The sequence below is a fragment of the Cyclobacterium xiamenense genome (genome assembly GCF_042140265.1).
Classification (GTDB): domain Bacteria; phylum Bacteroidota; class Bacteroidia; order Cytophagales; family Cyclobacteriaceae; genus Cyclobacterium; species Cyclobacterium xiamenense_A.
In genome coordinates this window covers 4,967,539-4,990,000 of record NZ_CP159481.1, presented here as the reverse complement: position 1 = coordinate 4,990,000, position 22,462 = coordinate 4,967,539, and the positions used below count along the sequence as shown (strand labels likewise).

At 46.3% G+C, this 22,462-nt stretch carries 21 protein-coding genes; 8 read left to right on the top strand and 13 right to left on the bottom strand.

Annotated features, from left to right (window positions below):
• Positions 1-222: 222 nt before the first annotated feature.
• From ABWH99_RS20320 to ABWH99_RS20305, 4 genes are all read right to left on the bottom strand, one after another.
• Entirely contained in the window at positions 223-870 is a 648-nt protein-coding gene (locus ABWH99_RS20320; RefSeq protein ID WP_375583631.1) for a hypothetical protein, read from the bottom strand.
• 75 nt (positions 871-945) lie between these two features.
• Positions 946-2,091 (bottom strand): DNA-processing protein DprA, encoded by a 1,146-nt coding sequence (gene dprA, locus ABWH99_RS20315; protein WP_375583630.1) that lies wholly within the window; start codon positions 2,089-2,091, stop codon positions 946-948.
• A complete protein-coding gene (locus ABWH99_RS20310; protein ID WP_375583629.1) occupies positions 2,048-2,404 on the bottom strand; it encodes a MerR family transcriptional regulator in 357 nt (118 codons plus the stop codon). Before ABWH99_RS20310 ends, dprA begins: the two co-directional genes overlap by 44 nt.
• A gap of 155 nt (positions 2,405-2,559) precedes the next feature.
• Entirely contained in the window at positions 2,560-3,537 is a 978-nt protein-coding gene (locus ABWH99_RS20305; RefSeq protein ID WP_375583628.1) for a M23 family metallopeptidase, read from the bottom strand.
• Between the two features lie 136 nt (positions 3,538-3,673).
• On the opposite strand from ABWH99_RS20305, the gene alaS reads away from it, so the two are divergent.
• From alaS to ABWH99_RS20270, 7 genes are all read left to right on the top strand, one after another.
• On the top strand, positions 3,674-6,310 hold the full coding sequence (gene alaS / locus ABWH99_RS20300; RefSeq protein WP_375583627.1) for an alanine--tRNA ligase: 2,637 nt from the start codon (positions 3,674-3,676) through the stop codon (positions 6,308-6,310).
• Between the two features lie 73 nt (positions 6,311-6,383).
• Entirely contained in the window at positions 6,384-7,865 is a 1,482-nt protein-coding gene (gatB, locus tag ABWH99_RS20295; protein WP_375583626.1) for an Asp-tRNA(Asn)/Glu-tRNA(Gln) amidotransferase subunit GatB, read from the top strand.
• Positions 7,866-7,867: 2 nt separating this feature from the next.
• On the top strand, positions 7,868-8,983 hold the full coding sequence (locus tag ABWH99_RS20290) for a redoxin domain-containing protein (protein WP_375583625.1): 1,116 nt from the start codon (positions 7,868-7,870) through the stop codon (positions 8,981-8,983).
• 348 nt (positions 8,984-9,331) lie between these two features.
• Complete coding sequence (locus ABWH99_RS20285) at positions 9,332-9,802, top strand: nucleoid-structuring protein H-NS (protein ID WP_375583624.1); 471 nt, start codon at positions 9,332-9,334, stop codon at positions 9,800-9,802.
• Positions 9,803-9,830: 28 nt separating this feature from the next.
• Complete coding sequence (locus tag ABWH99_RS20280; protein WP_092174978.1) at positions 9,831-10,409, top strand: hypothetical protein; 579 nt, start codon at positions 9,831-9,833, stop codon at positions 10,407-10,409.
• Positions 10,406-11,248 (top strand): hypothetical protein, encoded by an 843-nt coding sequence (locus ABWH99_RS20275; protein WP_375583623.1) that lies wholly within the window; start codon positions 10,406-10,408, stop codon positions 11,246-11,248. Before ABWH99_RS20280 ends, ABWH99_RS20275 begins: the two co-directional genes overlap by 4 nt.
• Complete coding sequence (locus tag ABWH99_RS20270) at positions 11,235-13,682, top strand: leucine-rich repeat domain-containing protein (protein WP_375583622.1); 2,448 nt, start codon at positions 11,235-11,237, stop codon at positions 13,680-13,682. Before ABWH99_RS20275 ends, ABWH99_RS20270 begins: the two co-directional genes overlap by 14 nt.
• A gap of 306 nt (positions 13,683-13,988) precedes the next feature.
• Here the strand turns inward: ABWH99_RS20270 and ABWH99_RS20265 are convergent, their stop codons facing one another.
• From ABWH99_RS20265 to ABWH99_RS20240, 6 genes are all read right to left on the bottom strand, one after another.
• The gene (locus ABWH99_RS20265) at positions 13,989-14,483 is read right to left on the bottom strand and encodes a Dps family protein (RefSeq protein ID WP_375583621.1); all 495 of its coding nucleotides are present in this window, start codon (positions 14,481-14,483) and stop codon (positions 13,989-13,991) included.
• 178 nt (positions 14,484-14,661) lie between these two features.
• A complete protein-coding gene (locus tag ABWH99_RS20260) occupies positions 14,662-15,684 on the bottom strand; it encodes a hypothetical protein (RefSeq protein WP_375583620.1) in 1,023 nt (340 codons plus the stop codon).
• Between the two features lie 12 nt (positions 15,685-15,696).
• Complete coding sequence (locus ABWH99_RS20255; protein WP_375583619.1) at positions 15,697-16,023, bottom strand: DUF3817 domain-containing protein; 327 nt, start codon at positions 16,021-16,023, stop codon at positions 15,697-15,699.
• Between the two features lie 7 nt (positions 16,024-16,030).
• Positions 16,031-16,588 carry a hypothetical protein gene (locus ABWH99_RS20250; RefSeq protein ID WP_375583618.1) on the bottom strand — a complete coding sequence of 186 codons (558 nt, stop codon included), beginning with the start codon at positions 16,586-16,588 and terminating at the stop codon, positions 16,031-16,033.
• A gap of 29 nt (positions 16,589-16,617) precedes the next feature.
• Complete coding sequence (locus tag ABWH99_RS20245; protein WP_375583617.1) at positions 16,618-17,157, bottom strand: acyl-CoA thioesterase; 540 nt, start codon at positions 17,155-17,157, stop codon at positions 16,618-16,620.
• 12 nt (positions 17,158-17,169) lie between these two features.
• A complete protein-coding gene (locus ABWH99_RS20240; RefSeq protein WP_375583616.1) occupies positions 17,170-17,826 on the bottom strand; it encodes a protein-L-isoaspartate(D-aspartate) O-methyltransferase in 657 nt (218 codons plus the stop codon).
• A 122-nt stretch (positions 17,827-17,948) separates the two neighbouring features.
• Between ABWH99_RS20240 and ABWH99_RS20235 the strand changes: the two genes are divergently transcribed.
• Positions 17,949-18,536 carry a riboflavin synthase gene (locus tag ABWH99_RS20235; RefSeq protein ID WP_375583615.1) on the top strand — a complete coding sequence of 196 codons (588 nt, stop codon included), beginning with the start codon at positions 17,949-17,951 and terminating at the stop codon, positions 18,534-18,536.
• Here ABWH99_RS20235 and ABWH99_RS20230 read toward each other — a convergent pair.
• Genes ABWH99_RS20230 through ABWH99_RS20220 form a run of 3 tightly spaced genes read right to left on the bottom strand, consistent with a single transcriptional unit; the run spans position 18,523 to position 22,348 of the window.
• Positions 18,523-19,116: a phosphatase PAP2 family protein gene (locus ABWH99_RS20230; RefSeq protein WP_375583614.1), complete on the bottom strand. Its 594-nt coding sequence runs from the start codon at positions 19,114-19,116 to the stop codon at positions 18,523-18,525. The genes ABWH99_RS20235 and ABWH99_RS20230 overlap by 14 nt on opposite strands.
• On the bottom strand, positions 19,113-20,024 hold the full coding sequence (hemF, locus tag ABWH99_RS20225) for an oxygen-dependent coproporphyrinogen oxidase (RefSeq protein WP_375583613.1): 912 nt from the start codon (positions 20,022-20,024) through the stop codon (positions 19,113-19,115). The genes ABWH99_RS20230 and hemF overlap by 4 nt, the downstream gene beginning before the upstream one ends.
• Positions 20,025-20,038: 14 nt before the next feature.
• Positions 20,039-22,348: a BamA/TamA family outer membrane protein gene (locus ABWH99_RS20220; protein ID WP_375586607.1), complete on the bottom strand. Its 2,310-nt coding sequence runs from the start codon at positions 22,346-22,348 to the stop codon at positions 20,039-20,041.
• Between the last annotated feature and the right edge of the window lie 114 nt (positions 22,349-22,462).

The window sequence follows — 22,462 nt, the reverse complement described above, 5'->3', positions numbered from 1 at the left end:
CACTCTTTCTTAGTATAGCCACAGGTACTTCAGTACGAAGCAAAACATTCGCAAGGGGCTAACGCTTCCTTAACAGAAGGAAATGCTAGCTGGCTAAAAAAGCCTCATGACTAACCACCCTACCGTGTCTCTACAATCGTCCGTAGGAACTACCCAATCAAACGCTCAAACTTGGGAAGTTCTGAACTGAGGCGCAGGATTCTTGAAATTTCCGGAAGGAAGTTATTTGTTTTCCACGGCAACGTTCGTAAACCAAATGATCTTTTCTCCGTTTTCCAGTTTATGGTCAAGGGCGATTTTTATACCGTCGAAGTCCTGAACATTCTCCCAGGTAAATGCCCTTCCTTCCGGCCCATCACCCCGACGGAAAACCCATTCTTTGATCATGTAATCCTTATCCACGTAAAGGTCGTACGCGTCCCCAGGTGTGTAGCCGTCGGTATCGTTGTACCGAACGATCACTTTAATGGTATTCTCTCCATGAATGGGAGAAGATGCGTTTTCTATGATTTCGGCATCATAGCCATCATCCCATGCCAGTTGAAATGGAAAGAGCAGCCAGTATTTGTCGTTAATAAATCGCTGATCCACTGCTTCAATTTCGGGTGATTTGTTTGCAAGCTGATACGTAGCAGTGGTATCCGGACCTTTGTAATACACTTCTCCGTTTTCTCTATCCCAGGACCAGTCTCGTACAAGAACCGTTGCGCTGTCCCTGCGGACATTCCAAGTGTAACTAATGGAGCTCACTTTATCCAGGTGGTCGAAGCCGTAGGCCTTGGCGATTTTCATCGGGATACCCTCTTCTTTTGGGGCGCAGGAAGCAATCACCAAAAGGGAGGCATATAGGAAAATAGCAATGTTTTTCATGAATCTATCGGTTGTGGTTACTGATACTAATGTAATCATTTTAAGCCATTTAGCCGGTCAAAATGCGGAAGGATCTTAGCTTTTATTTGTCCACTGGTATTTTTTTCCGGGGATTGCCTTTACAAAACCCAAAAACTCCAGGTTTAACAACTTGATCGCGAGCTCGGAGATGGGAATTCCCATATCCCGGCTCAGCCAATCAATGTCAGCTTCTTGTTTTTCAAGCAGTCGCTCCAAAATCTTTATTTCTGTTGGATCCAAATGGGAGGTGTCCGGCAATTTCGCCGGTGCGTCTACCGGGCTTTCTCGATTCCAGGACAACGATTCTTCGAGTTCATTCACGCCCATGTAGATTCCTGCCTTCATACGCCGAATCAGGTTATTGCAGCCTTCACTGTATTTCGATTGCAGATTTCCAGGTACGGCAAAAACCTCCCTGTTGTAACTGTAGGCTATTTCTGCAGTGATAAGTGCGCCGCCCTTTTTGGCAGCTTCGACCACGATAAGCGCATCCGAAAGTCCCGCAATGATCCGGTTGCGTTGTGGAAAGTTCGTAGGTTTCATCGGGGTGCCTAGTTTGAATTCAGAAAGTAGTCCCCCGTTTTCCATCATCTTTTCTGCGGTGAATTTGTGGGCGGCAGGATAAATGGTTTCAAGATCTGAACCCAAAATGCCTATGGTCGGCAAGCCAAAATTAAGCGCGGCCCGGTGGGCTTCCACGTCAATTCCATAGGCCAATCCACTAACAATGGTCGGATGAAACCGAGCGAGTTCTTCCGTGATTTTTTGGGTGATATTCTTTCCGTAGTTGCTGGCATTTCGGGTCCCAACGATCCCTACTGAACGTTTGGGGTTTAAATTGATATTCCCTTTGGAAAAAAGAATGGGAGGGGCGTCAGGAAGGGTCCTCAGTCGGTTTGGAAAAGAGGAATCCGGATAGCAATGTACCTGAATGTTTTTTTTATAAGCCGCTTCCAACAAGGATTCTGCCTCTTTCAGATAAGTTGCTTTTGATTTTCTGTGGGCCAGGAGTTTCGGCCCGATGCCCGGGATTTTTTCCACTCTTCCCTGTGGAAGCGTAAAAAAACCTTCCGCTGATCCGCAATAACTTACGATGGTTTTAAAAATTGTCGGGCCTAGTTTGGGGATAAAAGCGAGGGCCACGTTATGCAATGCTTCATTGCTCGGTTGGCTGTTCATCCAGATTATTCCTGATTTCAATCAAAAAACGTTTGATTTCGTGTAGCTGGTGAATCATCGCAGCAGTATCCTGAATTTTATGCAGGTCTTTTTTGATGATTTCCTGAGCACCGGTGAGCGTGTATCCCTTTTCTTTTACCAAGTGGTAAATGAGCTGTATTTTTTCAATATCATCCTTGGTAAACCGCCGATTTCCCTTCTTGTCTTTTTTGGGACGGATGATATCAAATTCGCCTTCCCAATACCGAATAAGTGACGTAGCCACTTTGAATTGGTCAGCAACTTCCCCGATGGAGTAGTATTTTTTCTCTATTTCTTTTTCTTTGTAAGGCAATTTGTAATTTTTTTTCAGCAAAAATATACAACATATTCCAAAAATAACATAGCAGTCTTTCGAAGAATTTATGCAAAAAATGGATACATGAAGACCAATAAAAAGCCTTTCCGCGATTTGGCGGAAAGGCTTCGAAATGAATTTGCATGATCGGCTTAGGAAAGCGACTGATTTTCTCTGGATGCGAGTTCCAATATTTTGTCAAATTCCGTAGGCTCCAGATCTTTAAAGAAGTAATTCACCGGATTTACGTATTTATCGTCTTTCATTACCTCGTAATGCACATGAGGTGCCGTGGATGAACCTGTGTTGCCAACGGTACCAATCTTATCCCCACGTTTCACTTTATCCCCTACTCGTACATCGAAATCGTTCATGTGGGCGTACCGCGTCTTAAAACCAAATCCGTGGTCGATCACAATGGACTTTCCGTAACCTCCGAATTCCGTACGTACCTGTTGCACCACTCCGTCTCCCGTAGAGTAAATAGGCGTTCCTTTAGGGGCGGAAAAGTCCACGCCGGTATGCATCTTTCTTACCTTAAGGATCGGATGCAGCCGCACTCCGTAGCCGGAGGCCAGCCGATTCAATTCTTCGTTGTGTATTGGTTGTATGGCAGGAATAGATGCCCAATATTCCTCTTTATTCATGGCTGTTTCTGACAATTCGTCGTAGGATTGCCACTGGATAAACAGCTGGCGTTTGAGGGTCTCTACTTTGTTAGAAACTGAGATAATCATCTTTTCCTGGTTCAACCCTTTCTCCTTGATCTCCCTAAAACGGTCTGACCCGCCAAATCCTGCCTTTCTGATGGATGAAGGGATAGGTTCCGACTCAAAAATTACCCGGTAAAGATTGTCGTCTCTTTCCTGCAAATCGGCCATCATGGTATTTAATTGCCCCACCTCTTGTTCCAGAAGTTCGTAGTACAGTTTTAACTCCCTGTTTTCCTTTTTCAGCATTAACTCTTTCGGGCTGTCGAAATAATAGTGAAACACCAAAAGAATTCCCACCGCCAGAATGGACGATAGGGATAAAAAACCAAGTAGGTTCAAGGTCACATCCCATTTGCTACGAACGTACCGTTCGTACTTGCAGGTTTTGGGATCGTAATAATATTTTATTCTACTCATTTAACAAATAGTACGTTAAAACTGCTAATTTTGTAATCCGAAAAAAACCGGGTGACTTGTTTGCTTGGGTGTCTGGGTACAAAGATACTCCAAAATCCTTATAATATCCAAGTATTTCATTCTAAGCTAACTAAACATGAATTCAAAACAAATAAGAAGCCAATTCATTGAATTTTTTCAATCTAAGAAGCATCAATTTGTTCCTTCCGCACCCATCGTGGTAAAGAATGATCCCAGTTTGATGTTTACGAACGCAGGAATGAATCAATTTAAGGATTTTTTTCTCGGAAACGAAGTTTCGGAACACTCCCGCATTACCAACAGCCAAAAGTGTCTTAGGGTTTCGGGAAAGCACAATGATTTGGAAGAGGTGGGTGTAGACACCTATCACCATACCATGTTTGAGATGCTAGGCAACTGGTCTTTTGGAGATTATTTTAAAAAAGAGGCAATCGGTTGGGCCTGGGAGTTGCTTACAGAGGTGTACAAACTGCCCGAGGAGCGCATGTACGTAACAGTTTTTGGCGGAGATAGTGAAGATGGTCTGGAAGAAGACAAGGAAGCCTTTTCTTATTGGGAGGAATGGGTTCCCGGGGAGCGGATTCTTTTCGGCTCAAAGAAGGACAATTTCTGGGAAATGGGCGAGACAGGACCCTGTGGACCATGCTCTGAAATCCACTTCGATATGCGTAGCCCGGAGGAAATCGCGAAGGTGCCTGGGAAGGAGCTGGTCAACGCTGACCATCCCCAGGTAATCGAAATATGGAACCTGGTTTTTATTCAGTTTAATCGGTTTTCGGACGGACGGCTAAAGGAGCTCCCATCCAGCCACGTGGATACGGGAATGGGACTGGAGCGCCTCGTCCGGGTGATTCAGAACAAATCATCCAACTACGATACGGATTTGTTTGCTCCGTTTATTGAAAAGGTTGCGCAAGTATCGGGGTACCACTACGGGCAATCCGAAAAAACGGACATCGCTTTTCGGGTTATCGTGGACCACATTCGCGCCATTTCTTTTACCATTGCCGACGGACAGTTGCCATCGAACAATAAGGCTGGCTATGTAATCCGTCGTATTTTGCGCCGGGCAGTACGGTATGGCTACACCTTTCTGGATTTAAAATCTCCCTTTCTTTACTTGCTGGTGCCGGTTTTGGCAGAGAAGTTTGGTGAGTTTTTTCCGGAAGTAAAGTCACAGCAGGATTTTATCGCCAAGGTCATTCATGAGGAGGAATTGGCATTTTTGCGCACGCTGGACAAAGGGTTGAAAAATCTGGAAACCATCCAGGAGATGCTGGAAGCTAAAAACGAACAGGTCATTCCAGGAACTGTGGTCTTCGAACTGTACGATACCTATGGGTTTCCTTTGGATCTGACTTCCCTCATCGCCCGGGAAAACGGCCTAATCGTGGATGAAAAGGGCTTTGCAGAGGCCATGCGTGTACAAAAAGAGCGATCCCGCTCGGCTGCCCAGCTGGAAACCGGAGACTGGGTCATCGTGTACGAAGCAGAAAGCGAAGGGTTTGTGGGCTACGATTCGTTAGAGGCACGTGCCAGAATCATAAAATTTCGAAAAATAACAGATAAAAAGCAGGACCGTTTCCAGGTAGTTTTGACGAAGACACCCTTCTATGCGGAAAGTGGGGGACAAGTCGGAGATACAGGGACCTTGAGTACCGCCAATGAAACCCTCCGAGTGTTGGACACCACCAAGGAAAATGACCTGATTATCCATTGGGTGAATGCAGTGCCGCAGGGAATCGAAGATGAGTTTACTTGTCGAGTCGACGCCGAAAAACGGGCAAACATAAAACACAACCATACGGCGACCCATTTGCTCCAAGCTGCCCTGAAGCAAGTCCTCGGTCACCATGTACAACAGAAAGGCTCTCTGGTTAATGAGCAGATGCTGCGGTTTGATTTCTCCCATTTTGCAAAAATGACTCCCGAAGAAATGGAACGGACCGAAGCGATCGTAAATGCCCGAATCCGCGAAAATATTCCTCTGAACGAAAGGCGGGAAGTACCCATAGCGGAGGCCAAAGCGATGGGAGCTACCGCCCTGTTTGGGGAAAAATACGGTGAACTGGTTCGGGTCATTACCTTTGATCCGGAATTTTCTGTAGAGCTATGCGGAGGCACACACGTGCAGGCCACGGGAGAAATTGGTTTCTTCAAATTGGTTTCGGAAAGTTCTACCGCCGCTGGTGTCCGAAGAGTGGAAGCAGTAACAGCCGAAGCAGCGGAAGCGTTCGTAAATCAACGGTTCCAACTCATTCGGGAAGTACAGGAGGTGTTAAAAAACCCGAAGGACATGTTGGGGGCCATTGAGTCATTAATCGAGGAAAGGGCCAGCTTGCGCAAGGAAATTGAAGGATTGCATTTGAAAGCCACCGATGAAATCAAAGAAAGTCTGAAAAACCAGGCAAAATCCTTGAACGGTTACCATTTGGTGTTAGGTTTGATTAAATTGCCTAACGGAGACGCATTGAAAAAACTATCCTTCGAGTTAAAAAACGAGATGGAAAATTTAGTAGCAGTGTTGGCCGCTGACATTGGTGGTAAACCGCAGGTAGCGATTGTGATTAGTGAAAATATCGTCGAAGAAAAAGGACTTCATGCAGGCAGACTTGTGAAAGAACTTGCCAAAGAAATAGGTGGAGGGGGAGGCGGCCAGCCCTTTTTCGCCACCGCAGGAGGAAAGGAGTCCGCGGGATTACCCAAGTTGCTGGCAAAGGCGGAATCCATCCTCACACTCTCCTTGAAATAATTTTGCTGTTTTAAGATTTGGTTTTGGGGGAAATCCCTGCCATTTTTGGAACGATAAATGTAATAATTTAAAGATGATAGAAGAGAAATCCATTTCCTTAACTGAAGATATTCGGAAAAAGTATGAGTTGGTTATTGGTTTGGAAGTTCATGCCCAACTGCTCACCCATAGCAAGATGTACACTTCGGATGCAACCACTTATGGGAACATGCCCAATACGAACATATCTGTCATTACCCTGGGCCACCCAGGCACCTTGCCCAAAGTGAATAAGCGAGCGGTAGAATTTGCCATAAAGATGGGGTTGGCGTGTAACTCTTCCATCACCCGGAAAAACGTATTCGCTCGTAAAAATTATTTTTATCCAGATTTGCCAAAGGGATACCAGCTCACTCAGGATAAAGATCCTATTTGTGTCGGGGGATATGTTCCGATTGTTTTGGCGAGCGGTGAAAAGAAAAATATTGCCCTCACCCGCATACATATGGAAGAAGATGCGGGCAAATCCATTCACCTGGCGGGTGAAGTAGACACATTGGTTGATTTCAACAGAGCGGGCGTGCCGCTGATAGAGATTGTGACCGAGCCAGACATGCGTTCTTCCGAAGAAGCGTACAACCTGCTCGTGGAAATCAAAAAACTGGTAAAATACCTGGAAATTTGCGATGGAAATATGGAAGAAGGTTCGCTGCGCTGCGATGCCAACGTTTCCGTGCGGCTTCGGGGAGAGAAAGCACTCGGTAAGAAAGTAGAAGTTAAAAATATGAACTCCTTCCGGAACGTGGCCCGGGCCATTGAACATGAGTTTGAGCGGCAGGTACAGTTACTCGAAGAGAACAAAGATATTGTTTCGGAAACCAGAACTTTCGACGCCACAACCGGCCTCACGGGGAGTATGCGGACCAAGGAAGACCTGAACGATTACCGGTATTTCCCAGAGCCTGATTTGAGTCCGGTCGTCATTTCCGAAGAGTGGTTACAGTCGGTAAAGGAAGAAATGCCGGTGTTACCCGGGGCGCTTTTCACTAAATTTGTCGATATCTACGGCCTGCCGGAATACGATGCACGGGTTTTGACGGACCAGAAGGAGATCGCCCTGTGGTTTGAAACCCTCTGTAGCCATACGCAAAATTACAAGAGCGCCTCCAATTGGCTCATGGGGCCGGTTAAATCCTATTTGAACGAATTGACACTAGGAATAGAAGATTTTCCTGTGGGTCCGGATAAGTTGGCTTTACTAATTGGATTAATCGACGAGGGGAAAGTCAGTTATACCGTCGCTTCTCAAAAAATCTACCCCGAACTGTTGCAACGTCCGGAACGATCTCCTCTGGAGATTGCCCAGGAATTGAACTTGATTCAGGACAGCGACGAAAGCTCGATCAAACCCCTAATCGAAGCAGTATTGGCTGAAAACGAAATCAAAGTGCGGGAATATCGGTCAGGAAAAAAAGGCCTGATGGGAATGTTCATGGGGCAGGTGATGAAAAAGTCAAAAGGAAAGGCAGACCCAAAACTAGCAAGTAAGATTTTAACCGAATTATTGGACCAGTAATTATGAGAAAATTGATTCAGCATGCGTTCGTGATGGGGTGGGCAGCCCTGCTCATCCTTTCCTGCGGGAATAAAGAAGAAGCGTTTGATGGCTCGGTATCGCTAAGCGGAAAGCTCAGCAATCAGCCCGAAGGACAGGTAGTACTTTCCCGGTACGATAACGACCGGATCCAGGCAGTAGATACCCTTTCCGTCGGTGATAGCGGGGAGTTTTCTTACGTGTTGGAATTGGAAGGCCCAAATTTTTACGAGTTGGATTTGTATGGGGAAAAGACCGTTCGTCTGGCGCTTTTTGAGGAGGATGTTTTTGTAACTTATGATTTTGAAACCGATCAACTGGATGTCGCTGGCTCCAAAGACAGTCAATTGATGCTAGCCATTGACGAACTCACGGCGGCCTACCAGGAAGCGGGAAATGAACTAAATAGCGAGTTTTATGAAGCCATGGCGGACAAAAACCAAGCGAGAATTCAGGAGATTCAGGAGCAAGCCATGGAATTGGAATTGGATCATGCGGAAAAAATAAAAGGCGTCATCGCCGAATCCGGCGGTAGCTTTGCCGCCCTTGCAGGTCTTGGGATGTTGAATCCTCGCACGGACTTCAACTACCTTGATAGTGTAATCGTAGCTCTTGGAGACCGCTATCCTGAGATGAAGCTTATCGCATCCTGGAAGCAGGAGCTGGACGAATTGCGAGCACTCTCTATCGGGCAGCCTGCCCCGGAGATTTCCCTGCCAAATCCAAAGGGAGAGGTGGTCAACCTATCCGATTTACGGGGTAAATACGTACTGATAGACTTTTGGGCTGGCTGGTGCAAGCCCTGCAGGGATGAAAATCCCAACGTGGTTCGGCTGTACAACCAATACAAAGACCAGGGGTTTGAGGTATTTGGTGTATCGCTTGACCGAACCCGGGATATGTGGATCAGGGCCATCGAGGAGGATGGTCTGGAATGGACTCAGGTTTCAGATTTGAAGTATTTTAATTCGGAGGCTGCAGCTACGTACCAGATCAATGCCATTCCGGCCACCTACATGGTCGACCCGGATGGAAACATTTTAGCAAAAGACTTACGCGGGAAGTCGCTGGAGCGAAAGTTGCAGGAGTTGTTCGATTAAACAACGATTCGACCGTTGGTATAAGCTTTTCCAGAAATTGAAGACGAGCGAGACAGTAGTAGATTGGTTTCACAGCGATCAATTCGGTAGGGAACGTGTATTTCAAAAAATTATTCCCTATAATTGGGTACGTTTTCGTGAGGATGCTTTGAATAACGTATCGTTTGTATCGAAAAAATTGTGTCTATTAATTTGTCACCCAACACCAAATTTATGTAATATAGATAATAAAAAAGTAACTAACGCGTAAACAATTTCTCCAATCACCGATGTAAATTCCGAGCAAAGCAGGTAGTACCAACGAGCGTGCACTGGGTTTGCATTAAACTTAAAAACCATTCAATTCTTATGAAAAAAAGAAACCTAACATTTCCCTTGACACGGTCGCTGACCGTTATGCTATTCGTCCTGTTAGCCATGGGAGCCTGTAAAAGTAAAAAGGCGGTCGTTGAGGCTGAGCCTGAGCCAGTGCCGGTAGAAGAACCTGCACCTGAGCCTGCACCAGAACCAGAACAGCCTTCCGCTGAAGAAGTAGCTGTGGGTAAGTTGGAAAACTACTTCAACGCAATCGCTACGGCCAACAGTCTGCAAAGTGCCAACAATACGATTAGAGAAGCCTTAGGTATGTTTTCCAATCCGAATACCCCGGTTTTAATTGTCATTCACGAAGAAAGTGGCGTAAAAGACTATGACGAGCCCACCACGATTGAAAGGTACCTGAACTACTTGAAAGACACCAAAAAGAACCTGAATTTTATCAGCGACATCAGAATGGATGGATCCGGAAAGGTAACCGAATTAGAACTTAGAAGAAGATAATTTTACAAAAAAAAGAAAGTACGAAATTATGAAAAAATATATTCCATCCCTTTTGATCTTTTTCCTGGCAACCTCTATTTCGGTATTTGCACAGGATGAAAGCATTAGTCCGCAGAGAAAGCAGGCCATCGATTCCCTTGCTTTGGAGAAAGTAAAGGACCTGAGTAAGTACATCAGCATTATTGGCAGCAAGGAAACGCAATTTTCTGAGGCTACTCGTGTCATGGATCGAGCGGAAGAGTTATTTGCCCCTGACGCAGAGATGGGCGTTTCCTCCATCAATACCAATGAAATCGCCTATTACAAAATCAGAAGGTATTTTGAGCGGCTGATGGCATTGAATTACGATCGGGTGAATATCAGCTGGTACGATATCCATTACATCAGTGATCTTGAAAGGCAGCCGGATGGCAGGTACGTAGGAGTAATCACTATTTATCAGCGATTCGAAGGTACGTCTCAGGAAGCTGGATTAAACTACAGGGATACCACCAAGAAAGACATTACCATATACGTGGAGAAGAAACAAACCCAGATTTCCGGTCGAACCATTGAGTTTTGGGACGTATTGTTGGGTGACGTGAGAGTGACGGAAACATCAGCATGAGAATAACACCCTTCATTACATTAATTACCATATTTCTATCTATTCATACCGCACCGGGGCAAACGTTCAATAGCTCCGGGCGGGTGATAGATGACGGCAGGTTTGCTGCCGCTACCAAACAGGTCAACCAATTTTTCAGAAGATTTAATGCAGAGGAAAGCAAAGAGGGCGACATTCGTTATCGCCCGGGAGATGAAAATTATCGAGACGTTGATCTAAGAAAATCCTTCATTAATATTCTTTTCGACAACGAAACATCCGGTATCAGCAACGAGCTAAAACGGGAGTTTATCAGCTATGTCGTTTCCGATACCTATCCGCAATACCTAAATTTTCATGGAGGGGAATGGTTTGCTGAGGTAAACACCGTTTTTACTTACAATGGGCAACGGCAAGAAGTGGTACTGTTTTTGAAGCTGCAACCTCAGGGCCTTGGCTACGAGTGGGTCATAGAGAATGTGAACTTCCAGCCGTTTGCAGATGCGTTCGATAAACCTACCGGAGACGATAAAAAATTTCTCCACCCATTAAGCCATGAACTGGGGTTTATGAATTTACGAAAGGCCATCGTTGAAAATTCCAGACCGGAATCCTATACACCGGATGGATTCGAACCGGACTTTCTGACGTTATTTCTCTTCGAAATAAAGAGCGACCGAATGAAATTTGAGACAGTAAAAGACACCAGGTTTCATTTTTTTCAAATTGATAAATGGTATTTCGAGCTGGCTCAGTTCAATCGCCCCGGATTCAATACGGGTTGGCTCATAGCCAATTTGATGAAACTGGAGGAAGGAGATAAGGAAATTATATTGGATTATATATATGACAGGAATTAGATCGATTAGCTTTCTCCTGATGCTTTTTTTTTATACCCAGGTTGCGTTAACGCAGGATTTGGGGGAATATAGTAAACAGGAAATCAAAGATTTTAGCCAACAGGCCGAAGATCAGGTTCGTTTTTTGCAGTACTTTCTCAATACGGTAGGTAGCAGCGAAACCTCCGCCAGGGACAAGGACGTGATTATCCGGGAAAGCTACAAAAAGATTTTTAGGGACGAGCAGGTACAGGTAGAGGACGATTTGCTAACCGATAGAAAAGTTATTACCAATAAGAACATCGTTTCGTATCTCAAAGACATCGAGTTTTTTTTCAAGGATGCCGCATTTGAGTTTAAAGTAAAAGAAATCAAACCCAAACTCAACGATCAGGAGGAATTGTTTTTCGAGGTATCCCTCGACAGAACCTTGACGGCTCTGGGCTTGGATGATGAAAAAATTGAGAATACACAGTCGCGCTACATTGAAATCAATCTTGACCGGGATTCCAATGAATTAAAGATCGCCAGCATGTATACCACCAAACTCTCCCGTGACGAGGAGTTGCTGGAATGGTGGAGTACTCTTTCCTTGGAATGGGAAACCCTTTTACGCGAAAAGTTTGGGTTTCTGGATGATTCGGTCACGGTGGAGCAGCTGTATAAAATTTCTTCGTTGGATACGCTGGACTTATCCGGAAACCGCTTGCTTGTAGACCTTTCTCCCATACAGGTGTTCCGCGATCTCAAATACGTTGATATTAGCCATACCCGTATTGAAGAGTTGGCTCCGATCAGCAACGTTACCTTCCTTTCCTACCTCAATATCGCGCATACACCAACTTCAGACATTCAATTTATCAAGTACTCCGATAAGCTGACCCATCTGGACATATCGGGTACATCGGTAAATAACATCGATGAATTAAGCAGTCTTAAAAGCCTTACTTTTTTTAATGCTGCCCAAACTCCATTGACGGGCTTCGCCGTGCTCGAGAATTTCACAGCCTTGCAACACCTCAATCTGGAGGAAAGTGGATTTAATAACATTGAAAACATTCAGTCGCTTACAGGCCTAAAAACTCTGAACTTAAAAGGAAACTATCTGATTAATTTTGGATTTCTATCCGAATTGAAAAGCCTGGAAGAAATCAACCTGGAGGAAACAAATATTCTGGACTTGTCACCGCTTTCGGATCTGCCCGCTCTTTGGCGCGTGAACATCAACGGTACGGAGGTAAGCCAGCTGACGCCATTAAATGGATCCAGGTCTGTCAAACGAATTTATGCAGACCGGACGAGTATTTCAGAAAGTGCAGCTGAGGAGTTTAGCAGGTCCAATCGGGGTATCTTGTTGATACACAATGTAGAAAACCTGCAAACCTGGTGGGAAACGTTGCCAAACGGCTGGAACCAGGTGTTCATACAGAAGTTTCCACATTTGGGACGGGGCAAGCCGTCCGTTGAAGAATTAACCGTGCTTGTGAATATCGATTCGCTTATCCTGGATGAAAGTTCGATTGTCAACCTGCGACCGGCGCTTAAGTTTAAGAATGCCGCTTTTATTTCCTTCCAACATACTCAGGTAGAAGATTTGTCTCCACTGGCAGAAATGAAAAGCCTTCTGCAAATTCAGGGGAACCATAGTGGCGTCCGTAACCTCCGGGCACTGCAGGAATTGCGTGGGCTCCAAAAGATTTCTTTTGAGTCGACTCAGGTCACATCCATCGAACCATTGAAGCAGCTGCAATCGTTGGAGTTTATCAATCTGGACAATACCGAAGTTGCCGACTGGGAAATCCAGGAACTGGCCCGATTGCTGCCTCAATGCACCATTGTTTTCCGAACGGAAGCCTTGAATCGTTGGTGGAAGGAGCTTGACGAGGAATGGATGGAGTTACTCATTTCTTATTTTGATCTCTCGGCCGATCCCTCTACCAGTGAATTGCACCGCATGACGGCCGCTGCTTCCTTTTCGATAGAGGATGCCAGAATCTCTCAATTGGAGCCTTTATTGGTGTTCTTTAACCTAAAAAGCCTTCGAGTAAAAGGCGTCCCCTTGCAAGATCCGTCAGCCGTTTCCCGTCTGGAGCTTCTCGAGCAGCTAGAATTGGTGGAGACACCGTTTCGCGAGTTGTCCTTTTTGGAACCGCTTGCCTACCTGGAGGAGTTGGATCTTTCCAATACAGCAGTCGAAGACCTGGAGCCCTTGTCCAACTTAAGTAGGCTCAAACGATTGAACCTATCTGGAACCAATATCCGTAGCCTGAAGGGCCTGGAAATGCTTTACGATCTGCGTTACCTGGATATCGCTAGCACGGGAGTAAAGAGCCTTAATCCGATCAGCCACATGATCAATCTTGAAAATCTTGTTTGCTACAATACTCGAATTAGTAGTAGAACTATCGAAAAATTTCAGGAGGAGTTGCCAAACTGCGAAGTGAGGTATTACTAGCCTACCTCCGCCTGGAAAAAGGCGGACTTTCTCCCGGCGGGCTATTTCTCTTTGGTGTCAATTTGTCAGGTAAGCCTGCCTGCAAAAAGCAAAATGGATACGTTTTCGGAAGCCTGTCCGCTAGCTCTTGAGACGGGTTTTTTCCGCACGGGTGCCATTGGAATGACCGATGGAGAAACCGGCGAATTTTCTGGGAGCCACTAAATCCTGTTACGTTTTTTTGAAGGCTCCATGGCTTCGGCTTTGGAGCGGGAATGAAAAAAAGCCGCCGTTGAGGCAGCTTTTTTATTTCAAACGGTGAAGTTTCTATTCTTTGATGAAAGATGTAAGCATCCAATGGTGCAATTCCAAACTTTTAATGAAAGCTATTAACATGTCCTCGGTAGCGGTATCACCCAGGTCGGCGACTTTTACCGCACATTCGTTCATGTTATCAACCAGGATTTGAAAGTCTCTTAAAACTTCCTCCACCATTTCTTTCGAGCTGAGATCAGTGCCTACTTCTTCGATGTCCGCATGTTCCAGGTATTCCCTCATCAGGCTGTAGGGCGTCATACCAAACACCCGAATACGCTCTGCAATCAAGTCAATGTTTGCAAAGGATTCGTCATACAGTTCCTCAAACTTCTCGTGCAGATCGAAGAAATCACTACCGGTGACGTTCCAGTGGAAATTTCTTAGTTTTTGGTAGTGCACGTGGTAATTCGCCAGAAGCTTGTTTAGGGATGCAACGATTTTTTCTGACTCGTTTTTGTTATATCCAAGTTTTTTGAAAACCCTTTTTTCTGCTGTAATGCTCATACTGATCAATTTAAATTTTACGTTTATTCACTGACTTATTCTGATAAGTAGTCAACACAAATGATGCCAATCCTGTATTTATCGAATCATTAAAGCCAATTTTAAATTGGTTTTATTTGGTTTTCTGGTGATTTGGTCTGCAATTCAGTAGAATAATCTGCGGGATAAAGGATGCTCCCTAGCGATGCAAAACCTGGTTTAGACTCATTCGCAGGATTTCACCCATATTGGTGCAGCGTAAAAACGCAGGATTTTTGTAATGCCTGGCCAGTTCGTGTTTGAGGGTGTAGGTGTTTTCTTCCTTTGAAAGCGTATCCTTTTCCATGCTGTTAAGGATGTCTGTAATTTCTTTGGGAGAGCTTTTGAGCCGGGTGGCGATTAGAGCCCGTTCCTCTTTCTGGTATTGGGCCATTGACTCAGGGGTGATGTGCCGGATACCCAACTGTATCAGTGCGTTATTTTGTTTGAAGTATTGTGGGAGGTAAATTGATTTTTTTCCTTCGTACGATTGCTGATCAAAGTCAATGGAGCGAATTCGGTAGTGTGTTTCTTCAAAATCGGGGGTAACGTCAATCACAAAATTGGACGAGTGCATGTCTCCGAGGAGTCGTACAAAACACCTTTCGTTAAATTTCACAAACTCTTTGGAAAGCCGGATGGGATTTAATAGGGGGTCATTTATCTGTTGTTTCATGAACTGCTCACCTGGGATACCGGCAATGTGCTCTTCTATGAGAGAGTCACGGTACACCAGGTAGCCGATTCGGTTGGGAGAAAGTAAATGTTCTAATTCCAGCCCATAAACCCTTGAAGCATCCGCATTTTTGATATAAAAGTAGTCAAAGTTATCGTTAATACGGTTCACGATCCGAACCCGAAAAGGCTGCGTGTTACCGTAGGTACAGAGATCTATGCGATCCACATAGAGGTGTTGCATCACCGACATGTCACCGTCGGCTTTTAGTAGCGCATAAATCTTTTTTACTTTAAAATGGATTTCATTGCGGTCGGATTCGTCATAGAAAACCGTTTCCCATAAGGTATCGCTGCCCTTAAAATCGTAGAGGGCGATGGAATTGCTGTAACGAAGTAGTTCTTTGTAGTGGATGGGGATATCCACTTCCCGACCGTATTTGATCAGGTATTGCCTTAAGTTTTCGCTGATCGGATAGATGATCTTCTTTTTGCTAATGACCGCCATCGCATCAAATGCTTAGGGTTGTTGGTCCTCTAACAATCTTTCCTGTTTCCGTAGTTTCCTGTCAAACAAAAAAGGGCCGAAAGGCAGGACAGCAGCGATAAGTGCGAACATGGCATTTTGGAAGCGCCAACGCAATTTGCGGGATGTGGGGAAGAGAACCAATATATAGAGTATGAATAGAATCCCATGGATCCAGCCCACATAGGTGACCATATCGGGCAAATCGAAGATCCATTTCAAGGGCATCGCTATAAATACGAGCACCACCATGGAAACACCCTCGGTGAGGCTTATCATGCGGAAGCGTTTTACGATGGACAATCTTTCTTCATTCGTCATGTTCGTGTTATTTTACGTTGAAAAATACCTGTAGGGTATCCCATAATTTTCGCTTTAGGGCGACGTTTTTTTCCAATTCTTCCAGCTCGTCCGCAAAGAAATATTCGAGCGGTTCCTGCATGATGCGGTAGTTTTCTTTTCTTAACTTCATCAAGGGATGATGCAGGGTTCCAAAAAGCACCATTTTTGACGGGTTGAGCTGCGAAAGCGGATCTTCGTTGCTTTCTTTCAGGGATTTTTCAGAAACCAGTGCAAGGTCCTTCAGCGAAAGGTGGACTGCCCTGAAAATCTTCAGCAAAAATTCCCGGCTACCAGGCTGTAGCTCCTCACCCTGGTAGACCACCAGAATGGATTTCTGGAATTCACCTTCGAAGGGAATCGGCTCCGGATCGGAAGCGACTGTAGCTGCAGGACTTGATTCCGGTTCTCTGAGTACCTGCGCATCTGGCGCTTCGTCCAATTCCAATCGTGATGCCAACTGCGCCGCAGTTATCTTCTCCCGCTCTTCGTCTTTCAAGACAAAGATATCCTCGGTAATAAACAGACCTAATTCATGGAGTCTCATAGTAGCCTCGTGCTTTTCCCTTTTGCAATTTATTGCTTTTGACTGACGCCATCCAAATCAAACAGGGATTTTAATTCCGTTGCATCCTGTGGATCCATTCGGTTTGCGAGAATTAACCGCAACTGTCGACGACGCAAAGCACCGGCAAACAGTTCTTTTTCCATCTGGGATACGGGTTCCAGCGAAGGGACCTTTACCGGTCGGCCCCGATCGTCCACAGCGACAAAGGTGAAAAATGCTTTGTGGGTGGCGTATTTACGGTTGGCTGGAATGTCTTCTGCAAATACTTCGATAAAGACTTCCATGGAGGTGGAAAACGCCCGGGTCACCTGTGCTTTCAAGGTCACTACATTTCCCAGGGCAATGGGATTTTTGAACGAAATATTATCTACCGAGGCGGTTACTACGATGGAATTGGAATGCCGTTGGGCAGAAATCGCCGCGACTACATCCATCCAATGCATCAACTTGCCCCCCATTAAATTGTTTAGGGTGTTCGTGTCGTTCGGAAGCACCATTTCTGTCTTGATTACCTCTGAGTCCGCTACGTATTTCTTCGAAATTTTCATGATTTTCCTATATTATTCCCAGCCTTCGTCACCAAGTAAGGGGACAAAGGAAAAGTTATCGAAGTTTTCGCGAAGGATTTTCTTGTCCGTTTGCCGGGTGAGTCGTAACATTTGTTGGGTTTTGCGGTCACCCACCGGAATTACCATCCTTCCACCTATACTCAGCTGCGCCAGCAGCGCCTTTGGTACCAGTGGCGCCCCAGCTGTAACGATGATTTTATCAAACGGAGCCTTTTCCGGCAAACCCAAACTCCCGTCTCCCCAATAGTGCTGCACCTGGACCCCGATTTTTGGCAAAAAACGCCGCGTGCGTTCGTAAAGAACCTTGTTGTATTCGATGGTGTGTACTTTTGCTCCCATGCAGTACAAAATTCCTGCCTGATATCCCGATCCGGTGCCGATTTCCAAAACCTGGTCTCCTGGTTGTATCTCCAGCAGGCTGGTTTGAAAAGCTACCGTGTAGGGCTGAGAAATGGTTTGCCCCTCGCCGATCGGAAAGGCTTTGTCTTCATAGGCATGGCTGAGTAAGGCGGAGTCGAAGAAAAAATGCCGTGGAATTTGGTTGATGGCATCCAAAACGACCTCATCGCGAATGCCTTTCTCGCGTAAGGTACGGATCAATCCCCTTCGTTGTCCTTTGTGCAAATAACTGTCTTCGAGTCTCAACATGGCTTGGATGATATCTTATCCCGATTGAAGTGCTAAGTTAATGCTAAAAATGCCTTAATTTGCCACCAAAAGAGAATTATATCCATCCGGTTCACTTCCGGTAGAAATGAAACGCCAATATAATGTTTACAGGAATTATCGAATCCCTTGGGACCGTCAGACGCGTCACACAGGCAGGGAATAACATTCATTTTGATATCGAAAGTAGCCTTGTACCCGAGTTGAAAATCGATCAATCGGTCAGTCATAATGGAGTATGCCTCACGGTAGTGGACCTGGATCGGGATACCTATCGGGTGACAGCCATTAGCGAAACCCTCCAGAAGACCAACCTGGGTGATTTGAAACCCGGGCATTTGGTCAATCTGGAACGCTGTATGCCCGCAAACGGTAGGTTTGATGGGCACATTGTGCAGGGGCATGTAGACCAGACGGGGATTTTAACCGAAATGCATTCCGATCATGGAAGCTGGATCGCCGATTTTGAGTACGATGGCAGCCGGGGAAACCTTACGGTAGAAAAAGGATCGATCTGCATTAACGGAATCAGCCTCACCTGTTTCCGCTCTGGCGAAGGACGCTTCCGGGTGGCCATTATCCCATATACCTATGCACATACCACCTTTCACGTTCTACAGGCTGGAGACCGTGTAAACCTGGAATTTGATGTCATTGGGAAGTACGTTCAACGAATTCTCAAGGGGTATTGATTCGTTCGTTTCGCAATCTGGATTGCCAGGCCTTGACTCCGGATAGGGTAGCCCACCACAGCAGCCATGCCAGTAGTATGCCCAATACCGCTCCAACCAGCACGTCCAGGGGATAGTGGACGCCGAGGTAAATTCGGGTATAGGAAACCAGTGCTGCCCAGCCGAATAGCCAACCCATTCTCCGCATGCCGTTTTTTCCGGCTTTCTGCATGAATGCCGCCAGGGCGAAGGTATTGGCAGCATGGGAAGAGGCAAATCCATACCGCCCCCCGCAACCTGCATAGTTCCGTATCAATTCATCCCATCGGGGATCGTGGCAGGGGCGAAGCCTTTCAAAAAACGGTTTCATGATCCCAGAGGTAAGTTGATCCGCCAGTGTTACGGTAAGTACAAGACCTACCACATATCCGATCCATACCTGTGGATACCGCCGGATGATCAGGTACAGGAGGTACAGATAGAGGGGAATCCAGATGTACTTGCCCGTGAGCGCCAGCATGATGGGGTCCAGCCATGGTGCATGCTGCCCGTTCAGAAACAGAAAAAAAGCTTCGTCCCATTGCTGTATTCGGTGCATCATTCGTCTGCCTTTAGCCAGTTAATATTCTTTTTCAATCCTTCCAGAGTTTGCGCCTCAGGGGAACCAGCGGCCGGTTTTTGATTGTATTCCCAGTGCGCGACTGGCGGCATGCTCATCAAAATGCTTTCGGTGCGACCGTTGGTATCCAGTCCAAACTTGGTGCCCGCATCCCATACCAGATTAAACTCCACATACCGGCCCCTTCGCAAGGCTTGCCAGGCCAATTCCCGATCGCCATAGGGTAAACTTGCGTTTTTGGCCATAAAATACCGGTAAAGTTTCGGAAAGAGGTATCCCACGTCTGTAACGAAGGAAAAAAGCCTGGGGAAGGAGAGCGTTTTATCGGCCACCAGGCGGTCGAAAAAAATACCACCCACGCCCCGCGTTTCTTCCCGGTGGGGCAAATAAAAATAGTCGTCGGCCCATTTTTTAAATCGAGGGTAAAAGTCTGGATCGTAGGAATCGCAAAGACGTTTCAAATTTCGATGGAAATAGCCGGCGTCTCCCAGGTCGAGGTAATGAGGCGTTAAGTCGATGCCTCCTCCGAACCAGTACCTGCCGTTGCTCATTTCAAAATACCGGATATTCATGTGAATGATCGGGACCATGGGGCTGACGGGGTGGATAACAATGGACACGCCGGTAGCGAAAAAATCGGCCTGTTCCAGCTTTAGTTTCTTCAGAATTTTATCCGGTGTGGGTCCGTGCACCGCTGAAAAAGCCACCCCACCCTTTGCGATGATCTTGCCGTTTTTCAGTACGCGGGTGGTGCCGCCGCCCCCTTCTTTCCGGGTCCAGTGGTCACTTTCAAAACTTCCTTCCCCATCTTCTGCCTGAAGCTCCTCACAGATATGGGCCTGAATTTCTTGAAATTTTTCTGCAATTTGTTCTTTACTTATTTTTTCCATGTGATTAGGTGCGATTAAAAGGGATACCCGATTCCAATATTGAATACCTGTTGGCCTCGTTCTCCCAAGGGTTGCTTGAGTGAAAGATTGTCTAAAATAAAGCGCTCCCCCTCCGGACGGGCAGGGTCATAGGCTTTGATACCCATGTCTAGCCGAAGCACCAGAAAATCGAAATCCATTCGAAGGCCTAAACCGGTTCCCACGGCCAATTCTTTATAAAACCGGTCTACACGAAAGTCCGTTCCTTCCCGTGCAGGGTCCACGGCAAAGGTCCAGGTATTTCCTGCATCAATGAAAAACGCGCCATCGAAATACCCGAAAAGTTTTCGTCGGAATTCAAACATGGCTTCAAAGAGGATTTCACCCGGCTGTTCGAACCGGTAGTCAAAGGTGCCGTCTTCCCGGATTTGTGGAGTGAAGCTTCCCGGCCCCAGTCGCCTGGGTTGCCAGGCCCGTATACTGGTACTTCCTCCTGCAAAAAAGTACTTCTCATAGGGCAAAACCCCACCGCTAATGCCGTATGGTTTGGCCAGACCCAGATTCAGCCGGTAGGCAAAGGTACTTTTACTACTTAACGGAATGTAGCGCCGGAAATCGGACTGAAACTTGAGAAACTGAAAATAAGTCAAACTTCGGTCGGCCAGGCTTTCTGGATTAATAAAATTAAAGGTAGTGCCCCCGCTTTCCAAAAATAGGCGCCAGAGGGATGCCTGCTTTTTTTGGTACAGCCCATATTGGTTGAAATTGATGATCACCTGTCCCGAAATGCTACTCACGTAGGAGGGAAGAAAGGAGTTGATCAGGTTGTTGCCCTGCTCCTGCAGCTCCTCCAAACGCGACTGAAAAAGGGAATCCAGTGAGGAACGGATCAAATTGGCATCCAACAGGTTTACCGAAAACTGATGGCGCAGGTTCCGTGTAGCCCAGGTATACGCCAGAATGGTATTCAGTGCGTCCCGTACGTATTCAGGCCGATTTACGTAACTGTATCCCAGGAGTGTCCGCGTGCGGGGGTTGTAACGGCCAAATTTTTCCAGGGTACCGAAATTAAAGGGTACCAGAAATTGCGGAAAAATAATGGATGCGGAAGTGGATAGTTCCCGGCTTCGGTATACTCCGCCCTCAGTGGTAGCCGAGGCCACTCCCTCCAGGCCGGCCCGAAAATTAAATTCAAAAATTTCCAAACCCCGAAAAAGGTTGCGGTTTCGTAGCGAATGGCTGAAAAACGGACCGGGGAGCTGTTCGGTGACACTGGCTCCAAGTTGGTTCGTGATTTGAAACTTCTGATTCGGTCGGGTATATATCTTTGTTCGGATGGTATTCCCGAGCGTATCAAAGGAAATGTTTACAAACCGAAAAACATCCAGGTTTGCCAATTGCCGCTGGGTCTCAATCACGGCATTTTTGCTGTAAACGTCTCCCTTTTTCTGAAAGATGCGGGAACCGATGATTTTCTCAGCGTACCGATCCTGGTACATGATGTACCGGATACCGTTCCATTCCGTAGAAATGGCTTCGTCAGGGATCACATCGTTGGGGCTGGCGATTGTGAAAACGATCGAATCGATGGTATACCGCCGATGACTTTCTCCCTGTTCCGGCGTTCGTATCAACTGCTCAATGACTACGTTTTTCTTCACAGTATCCTTGTAGACATTGTATTCGATAAATGATTTGGAAAAGGTATAATAGCCATTGTCTTTAAGCAAGTCCTCCACGCGCTGCCTTTCGTTGGTAAGATCTGCTTGCCGGTAGGTCTGCCCTGTCGCCAAAGGGCTGTATTTTTGGTTTTTTTCCAAGAGGCGGTACAGCTGCGCATCCTCAGAACGGGTGAAAATACTGTCGATGCGGTAGGGAACGTTTTCTTCAATTCGGTAGCGCAGGCGGGCCTTTTTTCCGGAAGTATCCGTCAGGGTGCGCACCGATGCATCAAAGAATCCGTTGTTTTGCAGGTAGAGAAGCATCTGTTGACGGGAAATCGCCGTTTCTGAGCTATCCAGCAGGACACGGGCATTACCTGTTCGCATGAACCAGTTACCGTATTCCAATTTGCGTTCCAGGGCACTTGCCTGGCTATTTACCTTTCGGTACCGTTTTTCTGTTTTTCGGTACGAATTGCCCTGACTGATCAGCTCGGAAAGTGCATCTGCTTCCTGTTGGCTGTCTCGGAGTTTTTTGGCAACGCGGGCGCTGTCATAGAAGCCCTGTCCTACGGAATGAAGCAGGACCCCCGGAGAGAGATTCAATAGGGGAATACGGGTATTGGGCTTTTGGCGAATCAGGTTTCGCAGATCCTCTGCATTGCTTTCCCGGATCCCTTCCATATCCACTTCGTAGAGCAGAAGCTCGTCGGGGGGCAACCCGCGGGTAAGGCTGCAGCTCCAGAGCGAAAGGATCAAAAAGAGAAAGTTTATATCTTTGGAATTCTTCACCACAAC

Bases quoted from the DNA above. Each gene is read 5' to 3' on its own strand.
- hemF (WP_375583613.1), bottom strand. From the start codon at position 20,024: ATGGAAAAAATAAGTAAAGAACAAATTGCAGAAAAATTTCAAGAAATT.
- ABWH99_RS20240 (WP_375583616.1), bottom strand. From the start codon at position 17,826: ATGTTGAGACTCGAAGACAGTTATTTGCACAAAGGACAACGAAGGGGA.
- ABWH99_RS20230 (WP_375583614.1), bottom strand. From the start codon at position 19,116: ATGATGCACCGAATACAGCAATGGGACGAAGCTTTTTTTCTGTTTCTG.
- ABWH99_RS20260 (WP_375583620.1), bottom strand. From the start codon at position 15,684: ATGGCGGTCATTAGCAAAAAGAAGATCATCTATCCGATCAGCGAAAAC.
- ABWH99_RS20220 (WP_375586607.1), bottom strand. From the start codon at position 22,348: ATGGAAGGGATCCGGGAAAGCAATGCAGAGGATCTGCGAAACCTGATT.
- ABWH99_RS20285 (WP_375583624.1), top strand. From the start codon at position 9,332: ATGAAAAAAAGAAACCTAACATTTCCCTTGACACGGTCGCTGACCGTT.
- ABWH99_RS20235 (WP_375583615.1), top strand. From the start codon at position 17,949: ATGTTTACAGGAATTATCGAATCCCTTGGGACCGTCAGACGCGTCACA.
- ABWH99_RS20275 (WP_375583623.1), top strand. From the start codon at position 10,406: ATGAGAATAACACCCTTCATTACATTAATTACCATATTTCTATCTATT.
- ABWH99_RS20305 (WP_375583628.1), bottom strand. From the start codon at position 3,537: ATGAGTAGAATAAAATATTATTACGATCCCAAAACCTGCAAGTACGAA.
- ABWH99_RS20270 (WP_375583622.1), top strand. From the start codon at position 11,235: ATGACAGGAATTAGATCGATTAGCTTTCTCCTGATGCTTTTTTTTTAT.
- ABWH99_RS20250 (WP_375583618.1), bottom strand. From the start codon at position 16,588: ATGAGACTCCATGAATTAGGTCTGTTTATTACCGAGGATATCTTTGTC.
- gatB (WP_375583626.1), top strand. From the start codon at position 6,384: ATGATAGAAGAGAAATCCATTTCCTTAACTGAAGATATTCGGAAAAAG.
- ABWH99_RS20320 (WP_375583631.1), bottom strand. From the start codon at position 870: ATGAAAAACATTGCTATTTTCCTATATGCCTCCCTTTTGGTGATTGCT.
- ABWH99_RS20265 (WP_375583621.1), bottom strand. From the start codon at position 14,483: ATGAGCATTACAGCAGAAAAAAGGGTTTTCAAAAAACTTGGATATAAC.
- ABWH99_RS20290 (WP_375583625.1), top strand. From the start codon at position 7,868: ATGAGAAAATTGATTCAGCATGCGTTCGTGATGGGGTGGGCAGCCCTG.
- ABWH99_RS20255 (WP_375583619.1), bottom strand. From the start codon at position 16,023: ATGACGAATGAAGAAAGATTGTCCATCGTAAAACGCTTCCGCATGATA.
- alaS (WP_375583627.1), top strand. From the start codon at position 3,674: ATGAATTCAAAACAAATAAGAAGCCAATTCATTGAATTTTTTCAATCT.
- ABWH99_RS20280 (WP_092174978.1), top strand. From the start codon at position 9,831: ATGAAAAAATATATTCCATCCCTTTTGATCTTTTTCCTGGCAACCTCT.
- ABWH99_RS20245 (WP_375583617.1), bottom strand. From the start codon at position 17,157: ATGAAAATTTCGAAGAAATACGTAGCGGACTCAGAGGTAATCAAGACA.